Genomic DNA, 20,084 nt, shown 5'->3' with positions numbered 1-20,084 from the left:
TGTCCGTCGAACAGGATGAAACGCATCATATAATGTTTTGCGTCCTTAGCTCAGCTGGTTAGAGCACTACCTTGACATGGTAGGGGTCGGTGGTTCGAATCCACTAGGACGCACCAGTTGCAAAGTCAGGCGTTCTTAGCTCAGTTGGTTAGAGCACCACCTTGACATGGTGGGGGTCGGTGGTTCGAATCCACTAGAACGCACCAGATTAAAAAAAGCCCGCTCACTGAGCGGGCTTTTTGCTTTCCATGCTGTCCACTCTTCTTTCTATTTCACCGTGTTCCTTTAATTATTTGCCAATATATTTGGATGTTGGAATAACAAAATATTCAAAGCGGCGCTCACATTCACTCATGTTGAAGCCAGCCAAACTGAACATTGAAACAAAGTGATTTTCCCGTCATTGCCTTTTGTTCACACTGGCTTCAATTACCGCGCCCACCGGCGCCCATAACAAGAGTCCGAGAGAGTGCCAGCATGAACAAAACGTCGTTAAACGCCCACTGGATGCCCTTCACCCCCAACAAGGGCTTCAAGGCCAGCCCCCGTATGCTCACCGGTGCAAAGGGTATGCACTGGCTCACCGATGACAACCGCCAGGTTCTGGACATGACCGCCGGACTGTGGTGCTGTAACGCCGGTCATGGCCACCCGCATATTGCCGAAACCATTGCCCGTCAGGCCCGGGAGCTCGATTACGCCCCCTGCTTTGGATTTGGTCACCCACTGTCCTTTGAACTGTCGGAACGGCTCGCCAGCCTGGCACCGGGTAATCTTAACAAAGTGTTCTACACCAACTCGGGATCCGAGTCGGTAGAAACCGCACTGAAAATGGCACTGGCCTATCACCACGCCCGGGGAGAGGCCGGCCGACAGTTATTTATTGGCCGTGAGAGGGGTTACCACGGCGTTAATTTCGGCGGTATTTCGGTGGGTGGCATTACCAGCAACTACAAGGCTTTTGGCCAGTGGCTGCCTGTCGATCATCTCTCCCACACCCAGGATCTGAGCCGTAATGCCTTTTCCCGCGGTCTGCCCCTGCATGGTGGCGTGGCGATGGCCAACGAACTGGAAAAACTCATCAGGCTGCACGATGCCAGCCGCATTGCCGCCGTGATCATCGAGCCCATTACCGGTGCCGGCGGTGTGCTGCCTCCTCCGGAGGGGTATCTGCAGCGTATTCGGGAGATCTGCGATCAGTACGGCATTCTGCTGATCTTTGACGAAGTGATCTGTGGATTTGGTCGCACCGGCACTCCCTTTGCCAGCCAGACATTTAATGTACAGCCCGACATCATGACCACCGCCAAGGGGCTCACCAACGGCGCCGCCCCCATGGGTGCAGTACTGGCCGGCGATCACATTCATGATGCCATTGTCGAGTCCAGCGCCAGCGGTGTGGAATTTTTCCATGGCTATACCTACTCGGCCCACCCCCTCGCCTGTGCCGCCGCCATGGCCACACTGGATGTGTATGAACAGGAGGGGCTGTATTACCGAGGGGCCGCCGAGGGCGAGATCAGCCGCTACTTTGAGCTGGGCCTGCACAGCCTCAAAGGTCTTCCTGGCGTGATCGACATTCGTAATTATTCACTGATTGCCGCCGTGGAATTCGAAGCTCCGGCCGGCCAGACCGGCACCACCGGCGCCAGCATTCAGGGCTCGGCATGGGAGCAGGGGCTGATGCTGCGCTCCCTGGGCGACGCCATTGCCATGTCACCGCCGCTTATCCTTGAAAAGGAGCATGTGGATCAGACCATAGGCATACTGGAGCGCTGTATTCGCCAACACCTTGGCTGAACCATCAAAAAGGGCTGCAGATGCAGCCCTTTGGGATCCTGTACTGCCTTAGCCGGCAGCCAGCTCTGCCAGCCTGTTTCGGGCTTCATTCAGCCCGGCCTCTCGGGTTCCCTCCCCCATGGCGAGACCTTCGGCATAAACAAATTCCACCTCAGTAATCCCCAGAAATCCAAGTACGGTCTGCATATAGGGCGTGATCAGGTCAAGAGAGCTGCCTCGGTGCAATCCTCCGCGGGTAGTCACCACAATGGCTTTTTTGCCCTTGAGTAATCCTTCCGGCCCTCTATCCGTATAACGGAAAGTCACCCCGGCCCGACACACCAGGTCAATCCACGCTTTCAGCTGTACCGGCACATGAAAGTTGTACATGGGCGCGGCAATGACCACCCGGTCGGCCGCCCTTAGCTCGGCGATAAGCTCGTTGGAAAGCGCCAGCAGAGCACGCTGCGGCTCATTGAGTTCACCGCCACCACGCAAGGCCTGAGCACCATCACCATCCAGCACCGGCAGCGGACTGGCGGCCAGATCTCTGCTGACAAAAGAGGACGCGGGGATCCGGGATACAAAATGGTCAATCAACTGCCCTGATTCGGACTGATCACCAAGAATGCTGGATTTCAGGATCAAGGTATGAGTCATGTTATAGGCTCCTTAATACAGTAATACTGAATAATCAAAACACCGTCTTGCTTCGTGATTTCAAGCTTAAGGAGAGTACGGAAAGAGTTAAATCGGAATTTGCCGGTCAAAACATTCAAATTATTAGAACTAAAACAGCAGGAAGATTCACGTTGACGTTAACGAGACACCAAAGGACAGGCAAAAGAAAACCCTCGTATAACGAGGGTCAAACAAACGGAAACGTGCTTAAACAGAGCTACGCATCTCACCTAACAAGTTGCTTTCATTGGCTTGCAGCAAGTGGTTAGACCGTGATGCAGGGACAATGTAACCGGTGCAAAATGTGAAGTCAACGTAAAACACCATAAAAAGGATGCCATATTTCGCCACCACCACCCCCGCTTTACGTTGACGTTATGGTCATAATTTTTAACGACCCATCAGGCTTGAATGGCGCCTGTACTGCTCATCTGCAAACCGGCTGAACAGACCACGAGCCCGTGCCGCCGGTCCCCAAGGCATCGGCGGCACTCGTGGCTTCATCCAGAACCACTCGCTTGTTACACAATTGTCAGTTTTTTCCGTGTCTTACACGAGCACAATGGTAAAACCGTGACTAACCTTATCACTAAAGGATGTGAAATGTGTGTGCGCACGGCCCTGTCCTTTTAATCAGGTGCCGCTAGTAAATCAGGGGGAATGACCATGGGTATTTTCGAGCATTATCAAACGCGCTATGAAAAGGCCAAGGAAGAAGAATACAGCCTTCAGGAGTTTCTTGACCTCTGTCGCGAAGACAAGGGCTGTTACGCCTCCGCTTCCGAGCGGTTGCTGATGGCCATCGGTGAGCCGGAAATGATAGACACCGCTCAGGTGCCGAGATACAGCCGGCTGTTTTCCAACCGGGTAATCGCCCGCTATCCCGCTTTTGCCGATTTTTACGGCATGGAAGAAAGCATCGAGCAAATCGTTTCCTACCTCAAGCACGCCGCTCAGGGGCTGGAAGAAAAGAAACAAATCCTCTACCTGCTGGGCCCGGTGGGTGGCGGTAAGTCATCCCTGGCCGAGTGCCTCAAGGCCCTGATGCAAAAGGTGCCCATTTACCGGATCAAGGGCTCTCCGGTAAACGACCATCCCTTCAGCCTGTTCGACATGGCCGAGGATGGCCCGGTGCTGGAGCAGGAATACGGTATTCCACGCCGCTATCTGCGGCCCATCATGTCGCCCTGGGCAGTCAAGCGCCTGCACGAATACGGTGGTGACATTACCCGCTTCCGCGTAGAAAAGGTCTATCCGTCTGTGCTCGACCAGATTGCCGTGGCCAAAACCGAGCCCGGCGATGACAACAACCAGGACATCTCCTCCCTGGTGGGCAAGGTCGACATTCGCAAGCTGGAGCATTACGCCCAGGACGATGCCGATGCCTATTCCTATTCCGGCGCCCTGTGCAAGGCCAACCAGGGCATGATGGAATTCGTTGAAATGTTCAAGGCGCCCATCAAGGTGCTGCACCCGCTGCTCACCGCCACCCAGGAAGGTAACTACAACGGTACCGAGGGGCTCTCCGCCCTGCCCTTTGAAGGCATTATCCTGGCCCACTCCAACGAGTCGGAATGGCAGCACTTCAAGCACAACAAAAACAATGAGGCGTTCCTGGACCGGGTATACATCGTCAAGGTGCCCTACTGTCTGCGGGTCACCGAAGAGGTGGAAATCTACCAGAAACTGCTGACCAACAGTGAACTGTCCACCGCCAAGTGTGCGCCGGGCACCCTGGAAACCCTGGCGCAATTTACCGTACTGTCCCGCCTCAAGGAGCCGGAAAACTCCAGCATTTATTCCAAGATGCGGGTATACGACGGTGAAACCCTGAAAGACACGGATCCCAAGGCCAAGTCCTATCAGGAATACCGGGATTACGCCGGGGTGGATGAAGGCATGACCGGACTCTCTACCCGCTTTGCGTTCAAGATCCTGTCCCGGGTGTTCAACTTTGATCACGCCGAAGTGGCCGCCAACCCGGTGCATCTGTTCTACGTGCTCGAGCAGCAAATTGAGCGGGAGCAGTATCCTCAGGAAGTACACGATCGCTATCTGGAGTTCATCAAGGGTTACCTTATTCCCAAATACGTGGAATTTATCGGCAAGGAAATTCAGACCGCCTACCTCGAGTCCTATTCCGAGTATGGCCAGAACATCTTTGATCGTTACGTCACCTACGCCGACTTCTGGATTCAGGATCAGGAATACCGGGACCCGGATACCGGCCAGCTGTTCGACCGGTCTGCGCTCAACGCCGAGCTGGAAAAAATCGAAAAGCCCGCCGGCATCAGCAACCCCAAGGACTTCCGCAACGAGATCGTCAACTTCGTGTTGCGGGCCCGGGCCAATAACGCCGGTAAAAACCCCAACTGGACCAGCTACGAAAAGCTCAGAACCGTTATCGAGAAGAAAATGTTCTCCAATACCGAAGAGCTTCTGCCGGTCATTTCCTTCAATGCGAAAACCAGTGCCGACGAGCAGAAAAAGCACGACGACTTTGTGGATCGCATGATGGAAAAGGGTTATACCCGCAAGCAGGTACGGCTGCTGTCCGAGTGGTATCTGCGGGTACGCAAATCAAGCTGATAGTCATCAGTTGGGGGAATCATGGCGCATTTTATCGACAGACGACTGAATGGCCGCAACAAGAGCGCTGTCAACCGGCAGCGCTTCATTCGCCGCTACAAACAACAGCTTAAAAAGGCGGTGTCCGACGCGGTGCTCAAACGCAGCATTCAGGATATCGACAAGGGCGAGAGTGTCTCCATACCCACACGAGACATCTCCGAGCCCTTCTTTCATCACGGCAAGGGTGGCCACCGGGATCAGGTGCACCCGGGTAATGATCAGTTCGTTACCGGTGACCGGGTCGATCGCCCTTCCGGGGGCGGCGGTGGTGGCAGTGGCCAGGGGGAAGCCAGCAACCAGGGCGAAGGTCAGGACGACTTCGTGTTCCAGATCTCCAAGGATGAATATCTGGATTTGCTGTTCGACGGACTGGAGCTGCCCAATCTGGAGAAAAACAAACTCAACAAGATCAGCGAAATGAAAACCTTTCGGGCCGGCTATACCGCCGACGGCGTGCCGGCCAATATCAATGTGGTACGTTCATTGCGCCAGTCTCTGGCCCGGCGTACCGCCCTGCAGGCGGGCAAAAAGCGCTCCGTGGCCGAGCTGGAGCAGGAGCTGGCAGAGCTGTGCAAACGACCGGCGGAGAATTATGCCCGCATTCAGGAGCTGGAAGACGAGATCAGCGAGCTCAGGCGACGCATTGCGGCAGTACCCTTTATCGACACCTTTGACTTGCGCTACAACAACTTCGTCAAACGACCGGTGCCCTCCACTCAGGCGGTGATGTTCTGTCTGATGGACGTGTCCGGCTCCATGGATCAGGCCACCAAGGACATGGCCAAACGCTTTTACCTGCTGCTTTACCTGTTTCTGACCCGCAGCTACAAAAACGTGGACGTGGTGTTTATCCGTCATCATACCCAGGCCAAGGAGGTGGACGAACAGGAGTTCTTTTACTCCCAGGAAACCGGCGGCACCATCGTTTCCAGTGCATTACAGCTGATGAAAGAAGTCATGAATGAGCGTTACCCGGCCGATCAGTGGAATATCTATGCCGCCCAGGCCTCTGACGGTGACAACTGGGCTGACGATTCGCCCCTGTGCCGGCAGCTGCTGCAAAAAGACATCATGCCGCTGGTGCGCTATTACACCTATATCGAAATCACCAACCGGGCTCATCAGAGCCTGTGGCACGAATATGAATCCATTGCCCGGCAGTTTCCGGCCTTTGCCATGGAGCATATTCGCTCGGTGGAAGACATTTACCCCGTCTTCCGGGAGCTGTTCAGAAAACAGGCTGCGTGAGGTAACCCATGGCCCAAGCATTGAAAAAACGCCGGCCGCTCAGCGACGGCCCGGACTGGACCTTCGATTTGCTCGAAGCCTATCACAAGGAAATTGCCCGCATCGCCGACAGCTACGGGCTCAGTACCTATCCCAATCAGATAGAGATCATCACCGGCGAGCAGATGATGGACGCCTACTCCAGCATCGGTATGCCCATTGGCTATCATCACTGGTCCTATGGCAAGAAGTTCATTCAGACCGAGCAGACTTACAAGCGAGGCCAGATGGGCCTTGCCTACGAAATCGTGATCAACTCCAACCCCTGCATCGCCTACCTGATGGAAGAAAACACCATGCCCATGCAGGCACTGGTCATGGCCCACGCCTGCTATGGTCATAACTCCTTTTTCAAAAATAACTACCTGTTCAAAACCTGGACCGATGCCGAGTCGATCATCGACTACCTGCTGTTCGCCAAACATTATATTAACGAATGCGAAGAGAAGTACGGCTTATCCGAAGTGGAGAGCCTGATCGACAGCTGTCACGCCCTGATGAACTATGGCGTGGATCGTTACAAGCGACCCCAGAAACTGTCGCTGGCCGAAGAGCGCCGCCGGCAGAAAGCCCGGGAAGCCTATCTGCAGACCCAGGTAAACGAGCTGTGGCGCACCCTGCCCCGCATGGAGGATCCGAAAGAAAAACAAAAACTGCGCTACCCCCGGGAGCCGGAAGAGAACCTGCTGTATTTCATTGAGAAGCATGCACCTCTGCTGGAGCCCTGGCAGCGGGAAATCGTGCGCATTGTGCGCAAGATAAGCCAGTATTTTTATCCGCAGAAACAAACCCAGGTCATGAACGAAGGCTGGGCCACCTTCTGGCACTACACCATTTGTCAGCACATGTATGACGAAGGCCTGGTCACCGATCGCTTTATGATGGAGGTGCTGCACAGCCACACCAACGTGATTTTCCAGCCGCCCTACAACAGCAAGTATTACTCGGGCATCAACCCTTATGCGCTCGGCTTTGCCATGTTCCAGGACATTCGCCGCATCTGCGAACACCCCACCGAGGAGGACAAGGTCTGGTTTCCGGATATTGCCGGCTCGGACTGGGTCAAAACCCTGCACTTTGCCATGGAGAATTTCAAGGATGAAAGCTTTGTCAGCCAGTTCCTCTCGCCCAAGGTGATGCGCGACCTGCACCTGTTTGCCGTCGCCGACGACGATACCCGCAATTATCTGGAAATTTCCGCCATTCACGACGACGCCGGGTACCGGCAGCTACGTCAGACCCTGTCAAATCAGTACAACCTGTCGAACCTGGAACCCAACATTCAGGTCTACAACGTGGAGATCAAGGGCGACCGCTCGCTGACCCTGCGCCATGTGCCCCATAACCGCATTCCGCTGTCGGATTCATGCCATGAGGTCATCAAGCATGTACACCGGTTATGGGGATTTGATGTGTTGCTGGAGCAGGAAGAAGCCGATGGCAGCGGCACTCTGCTGAGCCGCTGCCCGCCCAAAAACAAACCGGAATAGCCGATAAGTAACAAAAACGCCTCATAATGAGGCGTTTTTTTATGACGGCTGCACCAAGGGGGCGGGCAGCTGCTCACGCATTTCCTGCCACAGCCGCCCGGAAGCCTTGCCATAGTCCCGCACCAGCTCCACCACTTCCTCGGCCCGGTTGGCGCTGGCATGCTCGGCCAGACCACGGTAATAGTCCGCTGCCAGAGTACGGGCGCCGGCCCGGGAAAAATAATAGCGCCCTACCCGGCAGTACAGCCCCTTAAAACCATTGAGAATAAGCCCGTAAATGGGATTGCCTGACGCAAAGGCCAGACGATGATGCAGCTGATAGTCAAAGGTGGCATAGGCCTCGGCATCATCAGCCAGCTGCTCCAGTCCGGCCACGACCTCCAGCACCTCATCGGGTTGATGGTGAATGGCACCGCGAATAAAAATACTGCTGATGTGAGTGCGGGCCGACAACAGATGGTCAATCAACTCCGGCGTTTTCTCTGTATCCATCCGGGCCAGGGTTTCAAGAATATTGAGCCCGGAGGTTTCCCAGAAATTGTTGACCCGGGTCGGCTTGCCATGACGAATGGTCAGCCAGCCATCACGGGCCAGCCGGTGCAGCACTTCACGCAAGGTTGTGCGGGTAACGCCTATCAGCTCCGAGAGCTCCCGCTCCGCCGGCAAAATCGAGCCGGGTGGAAACCGGCTGTTCCAGATGGACTCTATGATATATTCTTCCGCAAAACCGGCCGGGCTTTGTGCCTTGATGATCATGAAACCACTCTGTATCACAAATGTTAAAAATGGTAAAAAGCAGAAAAATGATAACAGAGCAGCCCTGAGCGTCACAAGCAAACCCGCCGCCCTTGTACACCAACAGACGAGGATTTTTCTTGAACCACTTCTCCCACACTCGCCTTGCCTGGGCCCTGCTGACGCTGGGCAGCACAGCGCTGCTGCTGGCGGCGCTTTACTACCAGTATGTGGAAGACTATGCCCCTTGCGTGATGTGTGTATACCAGCGTGCGGCCCTTGGGGGCATTATACTGGCCGGCCTGCTGGGCTGGCTGGCCCCGGCGCACAGGCTTGTCGGCAACCTGGCTCTGGCTGGCTGGCTGGCGGCCTCGGCAGAAGGCTTTTTACTGGCCAAAGAACATGTGGGCTACCAGCTCAACCCTTCCCCCTTTCATCAGTGTTCCACCGTGGCCGAGTTTCCCGCCTGGTTTCAGCTGGATGTCTGGTGGCCGACGGTGTTCTACCCCAGTGGTGACTGTTCTTCCATCGACTGGCACTGGCTGGGGCTGTCCATGCCGCAGTGGCTGATGGGAATTTTCGGCGGGCTGGCCGCGCTGGCGTTGGTATTTATTGCCGTGCGAGTGATCAGCTGGCCCAGGTAATAATATGATCTTCCCAGTCGCCGGCCTTTGATTCCGGCACCACCTTGCCCCGCACCGACTGGCCGGCTCTGTGCATGGCGCTCTTGGAGCCGGTGCGCAGAGGATGCCAGGACGGCAGGGATTTTCCCTCGGCCAGCACCCGGTAGGCGCAGGTGGAGGGCAGCCAGTAAAATTCACCCAGTTGTTCACGGGTGATCTTCAGGCAGTCCGGTACCCGGGCAAACCGGTTGGCATAATCACTGCACGCACAGCTATGGGTATTGAGCAGTTCGCAGGCGACATTGGTATGCACCAGCTCGTCGGTGTCTTCGTCTATCAGCTTGTTGAGACAGCACTTGCCACAACCGTCACACAAGGCTTCCCATTCCTCGTCGGTCATGTCGTCAAGGGTTTTGGTCTGCCAGAAATTTTCCTGCATTTAGTTCGCTACCTTCGCCTCAAAGACGAACTTGTTGTCCAGTGTCAGCACAAGCTCATCACCGCCCTGCAGCTCAGCCACACCCTTGGGTGTGCCGGTGAGCACAATGTCGCCGGGCATCAGGGTAAAACTGTGGCTGATATCGGCCAGCAACTCGCCCATGGACCACATCATCAGCCCGGTATTGCCCTGCTGTCTGTTCGAGCCGTTCACGGTAAGAGAAAAGTCCAGCTGCTGCAGGGGCGACAGCAGATCGGGAGCCACAAAGGGACTCATGGGGCAGCTGCCGTCAAAGGCCTTGGCCCGCTCCCAGGGTTGCCCCTTGCCTTTCAGCTCATCCTGCAGCGCACGCAGGGTCAGATCGAGCGCCAGCCCGACGCCGGCCACGGCATCAAGGGCCTGCTCTGCCGTTGCCTTGCACAAACGCCGGCCAACCAGAAGAGCCACTTCCACCTCGTGATGAACCGGGCCCAGCTCCCGCGGCAATACCAGCGGCGCGTCCAGCGGCGCCAGGCTGGTGGCGGGCTTGATAAACAACAGGGGTTGCTCGGGCACAGGGTTGTTCAGCTCTGCGGCATGCTCCCGGTAACTGCGGCCCACGCACACCACCTTGCCGGTGGCATAGGGTAATACGAAGCCTTCCTGATCCACATGCTGATACATGCATTGTCTCCTTATTTGCCGCCGCGTTCGGCAGCCTGACGGGCCAGGTGTTCCTTGAGCAGGTTTTCCGGCGGTGGCGGCAGCTGCAGATAGAACCCTTGGGTCTGCAGGGCCTCGCGCACCTTGTCAATATCGGATATACCCAGGCGGGTCTTGTTGGCCAGATTCAGCATCATCGCAAGTTGCGGGGTGCCAAAGGTCTCCAGCAGAGGAGCGGGAACACGCGAGAAATCGTCGCGCCGTTCAACAAACAGATAGGTCTCGGCCTTTTTGGGGCTTTTATACACTGCACACAACATGGAAATTGCTATAATCCGTCGGGTTTAATTGCCAGTCAGGATGGCAGACTATAACATCAGCACGACCAATAACAAAAAGGTTCACTTCCTTGGGGGACAGCCGCTTATGGCGGAGCGTGGCATTGAATTGAAAGGCAGCAGTTTTACCCTGTCGGTTTTACATATTACCTCGGCCGACATAAAACAGGTCAGGCAGCAGCTTCAGGAAAAAGTCGCACAGGCGCCGGAGTTTTTCCGCGCCGCGCCGCTGGTTATCAATATTGAAAAATTGCCGGAAGTCCCCGACTTTGCCGCCCTGTCTGCCGCCGTTCGCGAACTGGAACTGATACCGGTAGGCGTCAGCGGCATTCTCGACGATCAGGGTCGCGCCGCCGCTCGCGCGGCTGGACTGGCTGTCATGACCACCGGCAAGGTGCCTGCTTCCCCCCAGTCTCCCCCTGCAGCCCTGCTCAACCAGCCGGGCACCCGGGTTCATCGCGGACCGGTCCGTTCAGGCCAGCAGATTTATGCCCAGAATGGCTCCCTGGTGGTAATAGGTGCCGTCAGTAACGGTGCCGAAGTCATCGCCGATGACAGCATTCATGTTTACGGCGCCTTGCGCGGCCGGGCGGTGGCCGGAGCCAAAGGCAATGAGCACGCACGAATTTACTGCCAGCAACTGATGCCGGAGCTGGTGTCCGTCGCCGGCCACTATCAACTCAGCGATGGCCTGCAGGGCGAACACTGGGAGCAGGCCGTCAGCATTTCTCTGGCGGGCGAACAGCTCAAGCTGGACAGGCTCTGATTTTATTTCGACTTAGGAACACACTTTATGGCACGGATAATTGTCGTCACCTCAGGAAAGGGAGGAGTGGGTAAAACCACATCCAGCGCAGCCATCAGTACCGGTCTGGCCAAACTGGGCCATAAAACGGTGGTGATCGATTTTGATATCGGTCTGCGCAACCTGGATTTGATCATGGGCTGTGAACGCCGCGTGGTCTACGATTTTGTCAACGTCATCAATGGTGACGCCAACCTTAACCAGGCCCTGATCCGCGACAAGCGGGTGGAGCAGCTTTATATTCTGCCCGCCTCGCAAACCCGCGACAAGGAAGCCCTCACCCGTGACGGCGTGGAAAAGGTCATCAACGATCTCACCACCATGGGGTTTGACTACATCATCTGCGATTCGCCCGCCGGCATTGAAAGCGGTGCCCTGATGGCCCTCTACTTTGCCGATGAAGCCATTGTGACCACCAACCCGGAAGTGTCCTCGGTGCGCGACTCCGACCGCATTCTGGGGATCCTTTCTTCCAAGTCGCGCCGGGCCGAACAAGGCCTGGAACCGATTCGGGAGCACCTGCTGCTGACCCGTTACTCCCCTGAGCGGGTTAACCGGGGCGACATGCTGAGCGTGGAAGACGTGCAGGAAATCCTGGCCATTCCGCTGCTGGGGGTGATTCCCGAGTCCCAGGCCGTGCTCAAAGCGTCCAACGCCGGTGAACCGGTGATCCTGGACGAAGGGTCCGACGCCGGTCAGGCCTATGCCGATACCGTGGCCCGCCTGCTGGGCGAAGAGCGGGAGTTTCGTTTCCTCGAAGAAGGAAGGAAGGGATTTTTCAGCCGACTTTTTGGGAGTTAACTTATGTCTCTACTGGACTATTTCTTCAGCTCAAGAAAGAACCAGAGCAGCGCCAAGCTCGCCAAGGAGCGCCTGCAAATAATCGTGGCTCATGAACGCAGCCAGCGGGATACCCCCGACTACCTGCCGCAGATGAAACAGGACATTCTGGAAGTCATTCGCAAGTATGTAAATATCGATCTGGATCAGATCTCGGTTCAGCTCGATCAGAAAGGCGAAAACCTCTCGGTGCTGGAGCTTAACATCATGCTGCCCGACCCGGATGACAAACCCGCGTCGTAAGACGTTGATGGTAAAATAAATAAAAACGGCGCTGTGTTTGCACGGCGCCGTTTTTATAATCATTACAGTCTGCTTTGCAGCAATTCGCCGCGCCAGCCCTGCAGCAGCGCCGGCAGAGCGTCTTCGCTCTCTTCCAGCCGCCACTTCCAGCTCAGATACTGATGGATCAGCCGCTTTGAAGCTATCAGCTCTGCCGGCACGCCGGATGCTTCGCCGGCCTGCTCCACCAGGCCGCGAATGCGCTTGAGCTCGGCCTTGTAGCCGGGAAAGTCCACCAGCCGCTGTACCGGCTCGGGCCAGCTTTCCGGTGCCGCCAGCGCCTGTTGCACCAGCGCCAGCAGGGTCTGGCCATGACGCTTGATCTCCATGGGCTCCAGTCCCAGCCGGTTGAGATCGGTCAGGCTTTGTGGCGCCCGCTCGGCCACCCGCAACAGGTGCGCCTCGCGTACCACAAAGTTGACCGCCAGATCCCGCCTGCGAGCCTCATTCAGCCGCCATTCGCACAACCGCTGCAAAATGCCCAGAGCCTGCCGGTCCAGGGTCCAGGCGTTCTTGGCTTCCAGATAGGCCAGCTCGGGCTTTACGCTCACACTCCGGCGTTTTACCGCCCACTCACACTCCTGCTCGAACCAGTCCAGCAGCCCCTTCTGCGCCAGCTGCTCATGCAGTTTCTGATACAGCGGATAGAGATAAATCACGTCATCGGCGGCATAGCTGAGCTGGGCCGCCGACAAGGGCCGGGCCAGCCAGTCGGTACGGGCGTGGGCCTTGTCGAGACTGACACCCAGCAGCTGCTCCACCAGCGGGGCAAAACCCAGCTGAGTGCCAAGGCCAAGAAAGGCCGCGGCCAGCTGAGTGTCGTGCACCCTGGCCGGCAGGGCGCCACTCTGGTGCTGAAACAGCTCCAGATCTTCGCCTCCCGCATGCAGCAGGCACAGCCGGCCCGAATCATGCAGCAGCCGCCACAACGGGCTCATGTCGGTCACCGCCAGCGGATCCACCAGTGCGGTGCGTTCACCATCGTTAATTTGATACAGGCCCGGACGGGCATAATAGGTACGGGTGCGAACAAACTCGGTGTCTATCGCCAGTACGCTGGCGTTGGTCTGGCAGAAATCCGCCAGAGTCTGGTTATCGGTAATAATGGTATAAGTCATGCGGACTCTGTCTGGCATGGCCCGAATTATGCCGGGCCTGAAAAAATAAGTTAACGCCGCTTACCGGCGCCGCTGCCGGTGCCACTGGCGCAACAGGCGCTGACGCTGGCGCTGGCGGCGGCGCGTACACTGACGGGTACGGTGATAGGGCCGCTGGGGAAACATCAGCGGCGTTTCTTCCCGGGTAAACGAATAGAATATGGTCACCCCGACTCCTTAGCGACCGGGCAGCTTCTGCCAGGTTACCTTGTCTCTCAAGTATACCGGCCTGGCCTCGGCGGCGCTGACCCCCTTGCCGGCGGCCAGATCCCGTAACGCGGCGGGCAGCATGTCGCGCGCTTCGGGAAAAGGCACCGCCTCGCACAGGGCATTTACCCGGCTGGTGAGTTCAGAATAGGTGACAAAGCCGCTGCCGGCGCCCTGCTGCCAGCGCTCATCGCCGGCGGCAAGAAACTCATCCGGCGCCAGCACTTGCTCCGGATGAGTTTCCATCATCACGCCGTTTTCAAGCTCAAAGCCGCCCACATAAATTTCGCCCATGCGGGCATCGATGGCAGACAGTACACGGTTGCAGCCGGTATGGCGATGAGCCCCCTGCGCCAGCGCCTGCAAATTGGATATGCCAAACAAGGGCAGATCGGCGCCAAAGGCCAGCCCCTGGGCCACTCCCAGGGTAATGCGCACGCCGGTAAAGGAGCCGGGACCACGGCCAAAGGCCAGGCCGTCAAGCCGGGACAGGGTCACTCCGGCTTCGTCCAGCAGCTCCTGCACCATGGGCAAAATCAGTTCGGTATGGCCCCGGGGCGCCACCTGATAGCGGCTGAGAATGGCGCCATCCTGCCACAGGGCGGCGGAGCAGGCTTCGGTGGCGGTATCAATGGCCATTAACAGGCTCATGGGTGATTACTCCAGATTTGACAAAAATTCATTCAGCGCCGGCAGGCTGCGGGTGCGCGGCATGGCCGGCAGGCTGGCAATAAAGTCGGCGCCATAGGCCCGGTTTACCAGGCGTGCATCGGTGATCACCAGCACGCCTCTGTCTTCCACATCGCGGATCAGGCGGCCCACCCCCTGCTTGAGGGTAATAATGGCCCTGGGCAGCTGAACCCGGGCAAAGCCATCTTCGCCCCGGCGGCGGCAGTCTTCCAGCCGGGCACTGAGCAAGGGATCGTCGGGGGCGGCAAAAGGCAACTTGTCGATCACCACGCACTGCAGGGCGCGGCCGCGCACATCTATACCTTCCCAGAAACTGCTGGTGGCCACCAGCACGGCCTGGCCGTCCTGGCTGAACTGCTCCAGCAACCGCACCTTGTTGTCTTCTCCCTGCATCAGCACGGTGCGATCCAGACGGGCGCGCAGCACCTCGGCCACCTCCCGCATCACCTGATAGCTGGTGCACAGAAAGAAAGTGCCACCGGGCACCCGCGCTATGGTCTCAAGCAGGCTGTTGGCCAGCTGCCGTCCCCGGCCTGCCCCGCTGGTTTCGGGCAGATAGCGGGGCACGCACAGGCGCGACTGGCGAGGGTAATCAAAAGGGCTGTCCAATTGCAAGGTGCGACACTCTGTGAGTCCCAGATCGGCGCAAAAGTGCTCAAAACTGGCCCCCACGGCCAGGGTGGCGGAGGTAAACACCCAGCTGGTTTGTTCCCGCGCCAGCTCGGCGGCAAAGCGCTCGGCCACCGACAGCGGGGTCTTGTGCAGGGTCACATGCAACCGGCTGCAGTCATACCAGAAGGAATAGCCGTTTTCCTCCACCCGGGTCAGCGTTTCCAGCTGAGTGCGCAGGCCAATCAGCCGTTCAAAGCACTGATCCAGCTGCTCACCCCGCCCCAGACACAGCTTCAGCACCTCATGGGTAAAGCCGAGACTGTCGGTCAGCCGGGCAAGGGCCTGGGCTACCGCAGGCCGCGCCAGGGCAGATCTGAGCTGGCCCCGGCCGGTGTCCAGGCCAAAGGCCAGACGAAAATCCTGGGCATTGCGCTCCAGCTGATCCGCCGCCTTGACAAGCTGGGCCATGTCTTTGGCCTCGGTCTTTTGCGCCAGCCGCAGATCCCGGGCAAAGTCGGTCATCTGGCGGCTGGACTGGCTCTGGCCAAAATACTGGCCGGCGATGTCGGGCAGCTGATGGGCCTCATCGAGAATATACAGCTCGGCATCGGGGATCAGCTGGCCAAAGCCGGTATCGCGCACCGCCATATCGGCAAAAAACAGATGATGATTCACCACCACCACCTGCGCCTCAAGGGCCCGGTTGCGGGCCCTGACCAGATGACAGTCCTGATAGTGGGCGCAGTCACGGCCGGCACAGTTGTCGTTGGTACTGGTGACCAGGGGCAGGATCTCGCTGCGCTCGGGCAGGCCGGGAATGTCGCCCACGTCCCCGGTGGTGGTGAGCGGTGCAAAGCGTTTTACCCGTTGCAAATCGGCCAGCGCCTCGGATGACAGCCCGGGCACAGCGTCATTGAGCCGGCCCAGGCGCTCGATACACAGGTAGTTGGCCCGGCCCTTGAGCAGGGCCACCGGCTGGGCATAGTCCAGTGCCTTGACCAGAGTGGGCAGATCCCGGTGGTAGAGCTGCTCCTGCAGGTTGCGCGAGCCGGTGCTCACCACCACCTTCTTGCCGGCGGCCAGGGCCGGCGCCAGATAGGCAAAGGTTTTGCCGGTACCGGTACCCGCCTCCACCACCAGTGGAATGCGATCGGTCAGCGCCTGCGCTACCGCCGCCGACATGTCCACCTGGGGAGCACGGGGGCTGAAGCCCTCTATCGCCTGAGCCAGGGGCCCCTCGGGGTTGAATAGTGCGCTGCTGTCGATGGGATCCACGGCGGTGTTTCCGTTGCTAAAACGCAAATAATACCAAAAGCCGGTCCCGGGCGGCAGGCGCTATACCGTTTTATTCCGTGCAGCGTACTCAGGCACCGTGGCCGATCATCATGTGGCCGAGAATGCCCAGCAGAAAACCCAGCACAGCGCCCATGGGGGGAGCCCAGTGCCGCTTCAGCACCGCCTGGGGAGCAATGTCCTGAAACACCGAGTAGAGAATGCCGCCGGCGGCAAACAGCATGATGCCGGAGACCAGCGGCGGATTGGCCGACAACCAGAAATAGCCCGCCAGCGCCGCCGCCGGCCCCAGCATAGACATCAGCACAAAGGACTTCACCGCCCACCCCCGGCCGTTGCCGGGCCTGGCGTTTGCAGACAGCTCCCGGTAGGCGTTAAAGCCTTCCGGCAGGTTCTGCAGTGCCATCAGCCCCGCCAGCAATATGGCGCCGCTCTTGCTGCCATAGGCAAAGGCGGCCCCCAGCGCCAGCGACTCGGGAATAAAGTCCGACAGCATGGCCGCCAGCTGACCGGCACGGGTTTTCAGGTGATAGAGCAGCATGTCGAGGACCATAAACGCCAGCCCGCCGCCGGCAAAGCACAGCGCCGCCGTGCCCGCCTGCAGCCGGGCGGCGCCTTCCGGCACCAGCACCAGCGCCACCGCAGAAAGCAAAGCCCCCCCACCAAAGGCCACCACCGAATGGCGAAATTCGTTTTCCAGCCAGTTGGGGTGAATACGCTCAATACGCGCCAGCAGGGCACCGGCAGGCATGGCCATGCCTGCCACCAGGGTCAGCACCAGCATAATGAGAATGTCCAGCATAAAGGCTCCCGAATGAATCCAATTGGTCACCTCTTGTTATCACAGCCTCACTGCGAAAGCCATAATGCACCCCGCCCTTCACCGCTTTCAGCGCCGGTACTGGTAAACGCCGTCCTCGCCGGTCAGCAGACCCGGTCCTTCGGGAATTTCCCGCTCACTGTGATAGCTGGCCGGCGTGCCACCGCAGCCGCCCAGTAACAGCACCATCAGCACAATGCCTGTTTTCATGCACACTCCTAGAACTTGATACGGGCACCGGCGATCAGGGCATTGGCATCGTCCAGCGGCTCGTTGGCGCGTTCAAGATCATAATTGCGGTAGCCCACATAGAGCTCGGTGGCCCAGTCGTCGACACTCTGCACCATCTGCACCCCCACCGAAGTGGCCTTGTCGCTGCGCTGATCGGCGTGATTGGCGACATGGTAATCCACCGACATGGCGGTGTTACCGGCGCTGAACCACTGGTTCTGATAACCCAGCTTGCCGTAGACAAAATTGGGATCCTGCTCACCGCTGTCACGCTCACCGGCGGCCAGGGTGACACTCACCCCGCTGGTATGCAGAAACGACGCCGAGCCGTTTACCTGACCGTCGTTGCTTTCCTGATCCGAATAGGCCACGGCGGCGGCCAGCTTGCCCAGGTTATAGTCGGCGGCATAGTTCAGGGCCGCATCCCAGGCGCTGTCTTCCACCGCGCTCACCGCCAGGCGAACGCCGCCAAGGGTGGGGGTGTCGTAACGCAGGCGGTCCCGGCGGCCCAGACCATCCAGGTTGATAAAGCTGTCGCCCACGGTGTTGCTGCTCAGATTACCGGACTCATCCCGGAACTTGATGCCACCGGCAATATCGGCGGTGGAGGAATAACCGGCCAGGGCGGTACCCGACAGATCCATCTCCGAGCTGTCTTCACTGGCGGTCCAGCCCTTACCGACCCACAGCTTGCCCAGCCGGTCGTGATCGAAATACACCTCCAGCCGGCGGTCGGAAAGGGAAAGGGTGTCGCCGCCGGGAGCCTCGTCGTCCTGACTGACGGCAAAGGAGGAGTTGGACTCGAGCTGCACCTCAATGGCGGTACCCACCGTCAGCTCGGGACTGACGTCCCCTTCCCCGATCACCCTTAACCGGGTTGAAGAGCTGTCGTTGTCCACATGGTAAAGCTCGGTTTCCTCACCATCGTCCACCGCCAGCAACGCCCGGTTAACATGCCCGGACACATTGACCCGTATTTTTTCGTTACCGGAGTGCACTGCGGTGGGTTTTGCCGCCGGCATGGCGCGCCCGGCCCGGGCTTCGGCGGCGGCCGCACGAGCTTCGGCATCGCGGGTTTTGGTTTCAAGTTGCTCTACCCGGTCAAGCAGGGTACCCAGCTGGCGCTTGAGTTGCTCCAGCTCCTGAGTGTCGGCCAGCGCCGGGGAGGATGTGCCGGCAAGGGCACAGGCAATGGCCGCTGCCAACATGGTTCTTTGATAGGCCATGATGATTCTCCTTTTGCCTGGCACCGAATACCGGCTTCATCACGGCGAGGAAAGACCCGCCGGAAGGAATGAAGCCGCTGGTAACAGGCAGCAGAGTGATTCTTCCTTTAGTGGTTAACCTCCCTCCCTGGATCGGTTGTTTTTCAAACAACAGCTTGCCTGTTAACCTTAGTCAATCCCGCTGTAAAGCACCATGGACCGCTGCGGCATCTTCATTCCTCCCTTGCGTCTAAAAAGCATATTACACCGGCGCTAACTGAATATTTATTCATTTAATCTGCAATATCAGCAATCTGCCACATGGCAGTTGAGTTTGCGGGCAAGATACGGGGTTTCATAGCCAATCCCCAATCCAGGCATGAATGCCAAGGCGCAGCGGAGCAGCGGATGGGCAGTCTATTTTCGAATAGATTCATTCGAGTAAAAAGTATTCACCTGCTCGCCAAGCGAGGTTGCGCTATCTTCATCTATGAGCGAATAGTCAATGACTGCCGATCTCATGGAGGCTGAAATGTCCAACTCCCCCACCCCTGCGCAGAATCATCTGCTGTCCGCCTTACCCGACGAAGTCAAGGAACGCCTGTTTCCCTTTCTCGAGTTGGTGTCGCTGCCATTGGGAAAGGTCTTGTATGAATCAGGAAGTCAACTACGTTACGTCTACTTTCCCACCGATGCCATCATTTCGCTGCTCTATGTAATGCAGGACGGCGCATCGGCAGAGATTTCGGTGGTTGGTAACGAGGGAATCATTGGTATTGCCGTCTTTATGGGGGGCGAAAGCACTCCCAGCCGGGCACTGGTGCAAAGCGCCGGCCACGCCTACCGGCTGGCCAGCGTGCGGCTCAAGGAAGAATTCAATCGTGATGCGACCATGCGGTTGCTGATGCTGCGCTACACCCAGGCACTGATCACCCAGATGGCCCAGACGGCAGTATGCAACCGCCATCATTCGGTCGATCAGCAACTATGCCGCTGGCTGCTACTGTCCCTGGACCGGTTGCCGGATAACCGCCTGACCATGACCCAGGAGCTGATAGCCAACATGCTGGGGGTACGGCGGGAAGGGGTCACCCTCGCCGCCGGCAAGCTGCAACAGCTCGGCGTCATCCAATACCAGCGCGGCCATATCACGGTACTGGACCGCACCAAGCTGGAACAACTCAGTTGCGAATGCTATGCCGTGGTCAAGAAGGAAACCGACCGTCTGCTGGCCATGTCGCCGACCAGCTCATAAAAAACCGCCGTGCCCCGAACCGGATTGCACGACGGCCCCCCG

General features: G+C 58.1%; 21 protein-coding genes and 2 tRNA genes. 11 read left to right on the top strand and 12 right to left on the bottom strand.

Annotated elements, in window-relative coordinates; all coding sequences use genetic code 11:
* Positions 1 to 39 precede the first annotated feature (39 nt).
* From DA373_RS12505 to DA373_RS12495, 3 genes are all read left to right on the top strand, one after another.
* Positions 40 to 116: transfer RNA gene (locus DA373_RS12505), tRNA-Val, on the top strand.
* Between the two features lie 13 nt (positions 117 to 129).
* A tRNA-Val gene (locus DA373_RS12500) sits at positions 130 to 206 on the top strand.
* A gap of 271 nt (positions 207 to 477) precedes the next feature.
* Positions 478 to 1,800: an aspartate aminotransferase family protein gene (locus DA373_RS12495; protein ID WP_107852643.1), complete on the top strand. Its 1,323-nt coding sequence runs from the start codon at positions 478 to 480 to the stop codon at positions 1,798 to 1,800.
* A gap of 48 nt (positions 1,801 to 1,848) precedes the next feature.
* Here DA373_RS12495 and DA373_RS12490 read toward each other — a convergent pair whose 3' ends face one another.
* Positions 1,849 to 2,439 (bottom strand): FMN-dependent NADH-azoreductase, encoded by a 591-nt coding sequence (locus DA373_RS12490; RefSeq protein WP_107852642.1) that lies wholly within the window; start codon positions 2,437 to 2,439, stop codon positions 1,849 to 1,851.
* A gap of 687 nt (positions 2,440 to 3,126) precedes the next feature.
* On the opposite strand from DA373_RS12490, the gene DA373_RS12485 reads away from it, so the two are divergent.
* The 3 genes from DA373_RS12485 to DA373_RS12475 are packed head-to-tail and all read left to right on the top strand — an operon-like array spanning position 3,127 to position 7,868.
* Positions 3,127 to 5,049 (top strand): PrkA family serine protein kinase, encoded by a 1,923-nt coding sequence (locus DA373_RS12485; protein ID WP_107852674.1) that lies wholly within the window; start codon positions 3,127 to 3,129, stop codon positions 5,047 to 5,049.
* 21 nt (positions 5,050 to 5,070) lie between these two features.
* On the top strand, positions 5,071 to 6,339 hold the full coding sequence (locus DA373_RS12480) for a YeaH/YhbH family protein (protein ID WP_107852641.1): 1,269 nt from the start codon (positions 5,071 to 5,073) through the stop codon (positions 6,337 to 6,339).
* An 8-nt stretch (positions 6,340 to 6,347) separates the two neighbouring features.
* A complete protein-coding gene (locus tag DA373_RS12475) occupies positions 6,348 to 7,868 on the top strand; it encodes a SpoVR family protein (RefSeq protein ID WP_107852640.1) in 1,521 nt (506 codons plus the stop codon).
* Between the two features lie 39 nt (positions 7,869 to 7,907).
* On the opposite strand, the gene fadR is transcribed toward DA373_RS12475, so the two are convergent.
* Positions 7,908 to 8,624 carry a fatty acid metabolism transcriptional regulator FadR gene (fadR, locus tag DA373_RS12470; protein WP_107852639.1) on the bottom strand — a complete coding sequence of 239 codons (717 nt, stop codon included), beginning with the start codon at positions 8,622 to 8,624 and terminating at the stop codon, positions 7,908 to 7,910.
* 119 nt (positions 8,625 to 8,743) lie between these two features.
* On the opposite strand from fadR, the gene dsbB reads away from it, so the two are divergent.
* On the top strand, positions 8,744 to 9,247 hold the full coding sequence (gene dsbB, locus DA373_RS12465) for a disulfide bond formation protein DsbB (protein WP_107852638.1): 504 nt from the start codon (positions 8,744 to 8,746) through the stop codon (positions 9,245 to 9,247).
* Here the strand turns inward: dsbB and DA373_RS12460 are convergent.
* Genes DA373_RS12460 through DA373_RS12450 form a run of 3 tightly spaced genes read right to left on the bottom strand, consistent with a single transcriptional unit; the run spans position 9,231 to position 10,627 of the window.
* Complete coding sequence (locus DA373_RS12460) at positions 9,231 to 9,665, bottom strand: YcgN family cysteine cluster protein (protein ID WP_107852637.1); 435 nt, start codon at positions 9,663 to 9,665, stop codon at positions 9,231 to 9,233. The genes dsbB and DA373_RS12460 overlap by 17 nt on opposite strands.
* The gene (locus tag DA373_RS12455) at positions 9,666 to 10,328 is read right to left on the bottom strand and encodes a fumarylacetoacetate hydrolase family protein (RefSeq protein ID WP_107852636.1); all 663 of its coding nucleotides are present in this window, start codon (positions 10,326 to 10,328) and stop codon (positions 9,666 to 9,668) included.
* A gap of 11 nt (positions 10,329 to 10,339) precedes the next feature.
* The gene (locus DA373_RS12450) at positions 10,340 to 10,627 is read right to left on the bottom strand and encodes a YcgL domain-containing protein (protein WP_107852635.1); all 288 of its coding nucleotides are present in this window, start codon (positions 10,625 to 10,627) and stop codon (positions 10,340 to 10,342) included.
* Positions 10,628 to 10,733: 106 nt separating this feature from the next.
* Between DA373_RS12450 and minC the strand changes: the two genes are divergently transcribed.
* Genes minC through minE form a run of 3 tightly spaced genes read left to right on the top strand, consistent with a single transcriptional unit; the run spans position 10,734 to position 12,533 of the window.
* On the top strand, positions 10,734 to 11,411 hold the full coding sequence (gene minC / locus DA373_RS12445; RefSeq protein ID WP_107852634.1) for a septum site-determining protein MinC: 678 nt from the start codon (positions 10,734 to 10,736) through the stop codon (positions 11,409 to 11,411).
* A 27-nt stretch (positions 11,412 to 11,438) separates the two neighbouring features.
* The gene (gene minD, locus DA373_RS12440; protein ID WP_107852633.1) at positions 11,439 to 12,251 is read left to right on the top strand and encodes a septum site-determining protein MinD; all 813 of its coding nucleotides are present in this window, start codon (positions 11,439 to 11,441) and stop codon (positions 12,249 to 12,251) included.
* Positions 12,252 to 12,254: 3 nt separating this feature from the next.
* Positions 12,255 to 12,533, top strand: a complete 279-nt coding sequence (gene minE / locus DA373_RS12435) for a cell division topological specificity factor MinE (RefSeq protein WP_107852632.1) — start codon at positions 12,255 to 12,257, stop codon at positions 12,531 to 12,533.
* 62 nt (positions 12,534 to 12,595) lie between these two features.
* Here the strand turns inward: minE and rnd are convergent, their stop codons facing one another.
* The 7 genes from rnd to DA373_RS12410 form a co-directional block, all read right to left on the bottom strand.
* Entirely contained in the window at positions 12,596 to 13,690 is a 1,095-nt protein-coding gene (gene rnd, locus DA373_RS12430) for a ribonuclease D (protein ID WP_107852631.1), read from the bottom strand.
* A gap of 60 nt (positions 13,691 to 13,750) precedes the next feature.
* The gene (locus tag DA373_RS16345; RefSeq protein WP_157953721.1) at positions 13,751 to 13,897 is read right to left on the bottom strand and encodes a hypothetical protein; all 147 of its coding nucleotides are present in this window, start codon (positions 13,895 to 13,897) and stop codon (positions 13,751 to 13,753) included.
* 9 nt (positions 13,898 to 13,906) lie between these two features.
* Complete coding sequence (tsaB, locus tag DA373_RS12425; protein WP_107852630.1) at positions 13,907 to 14,587, bottom strand: tRNA (adenosine(37)-N6)-threonylcarbamoyltransferase complex dimerization subunit type 1 TsaB; 681 nt, start codon at positions 14,585 to 14,587, stop codon at positions 13,907 to 13,909.
* Between the two features lie 6 nt (positions 14,588 to 14,593).
* Entirely contained in the window at positions 14,594 to 16,504 is a 1,911-nt protein-coding gene (locus DA373_RS12420; protein ID WP_408635782.1) for an ATP-dependent DNA helicase, read from the bottom strand.
* Between the two features lie 97 nt (positions 16,505 to 16,601).
* On the bottom strand, positions 16,602 to 17,333 hold the full coding sequence (locus DA373_RS12415) for a ZIP family metal transporter (RefSeq protein ID WP_107852628.1): 732 nt from the start codon (positions 17,331 to 17,333) through the stop codon (positions 16,602 to 16,604).
* A gap of 87 nt (positions 17,334 to 17,420) precedes the next feature.
* Positions 17,421 to 17,561, bottom strand: coding sequence for a hypothetical protein (locus DA373_RS16340; RefSeq protein ID WP_157953720.1), 141 nt, complete (start codon positions 17,559 to 17,561; stop codon positions 17,421 to 17,423).
* 8 nt (positions 17,562 to 17,569) lie between these two features.
* Positions 17,570 to 18,808 (bottom strand): porin family protein, encoded by a 1,239-nt coding sequence (locus DA373_RS12410; RefSeq protein ID WP_107852627.1) that lies wholly within the window; start codon positions 18,806 to 18,808, stop codon positions 17,570 to 17,572.
* Positions 18,809 to 19,319: 511 nt separating this feature from the next.
* Between DA373_RS12410 and DA373_RS12405 the strand changes: the two genes are divergently transcribed.
* On the top strand, positions 19,320 to 20,042 hold the full coding sequence (locus DA373_RS12405) for a Crp/Fnr family transcriptional regulator (RefSeq protein ID WP_107852626.1): 723 nt from the start codon (positions 19,320 to 19,322) through the stop codon (positions 20,040 to 20,042).
* The last annotated feature ends 42 nt before the right edge of the window (positions 20,043 to 20,084 follow it).

Source organism: Oceanimonas marisflavi (genome assembly GCF_003049725.1).
In the GTDB taxonomy this organism is placed as follows: domain Bacteria; phylum Pseudomonadota; class Gammaproteobacteria; order Enterobacterales; family Aeromonadaceae; genus Oceanimonas; species Oceanimonas marisflavi.
This window is presented reverse-complemented; position numbering and strand designations above follow the sequence as displayed.